We start from the raw sequence: 490 nt of genomic DNA, 5'->3' as shown, positions 1-490 counted from the left end.
GGGGGGGGGGGGGGGGGGGGGGGGGGGGGGGGGGGGGGGGGGGGGGGGGGGGGGGGGGGGGGGGGGGGGGGGGGGGGGGGGGGGGGGGGGGGGGGGGGGGGGGGGGGGGGGGGGGGGGGGGGGGGGGGGGGGGGGGGGGGGGGGGGGGGGGGGGGGGGGGGGGGGGGGGGGGGGGGGGGGGGGGGGGGGGGGGGGGGGGGGGGGGGGGGGGGGGGGGGGGGGGGGGGGGGGGGGGGGGGGGGGGGGGGGGGGGGGGGGGGGGGGGGGGGGTSSTTGSTTTTRGMAKKMGTCTAAAACCAACCACTATGTAAAGGGAAAATGAGTAAAGATGGAAACTATTTGCTATTAGTTACATCACCGTCACCATCTGGTGTTCCATCGGTATTCCATCCAGTGCCACAGCGATAGATATATCGACATTGATTAGGGGTTCTATGTAATTCATTATATGCTTTCCCGTCAGCAAGGTATTTATCCCTGTCTCTTATAC

The 490-nt window shown here is 72.8% G+C and carries 1 pseudogene; it reads right to left on the bottom strand.

The features are described from left to right. Window positions 1-300: pseudogene (locus BFS05_RS06855) on the bottom strand (hypothetical protein); the annotation flags it as partial. Window positions 301-490 lie beyond the last annotated feature (190 nt).

This window comes from Gardnerella coleohominis, from assembly GCF_002896555.1.
In the GTDB taxonomy this organism is placed as follows: domain Bacteria; phylum Actinomycetota; class Actinomycetes; order Actinomycetales; family Bifidobacteriaceae; genus Bifidobacterium; species Bifidobacterium vaginale_F.
Note: the sequence above shows the minus strand (reverse complement) of the source record. Positions and strands in the feature narration are given on the sequence as shown.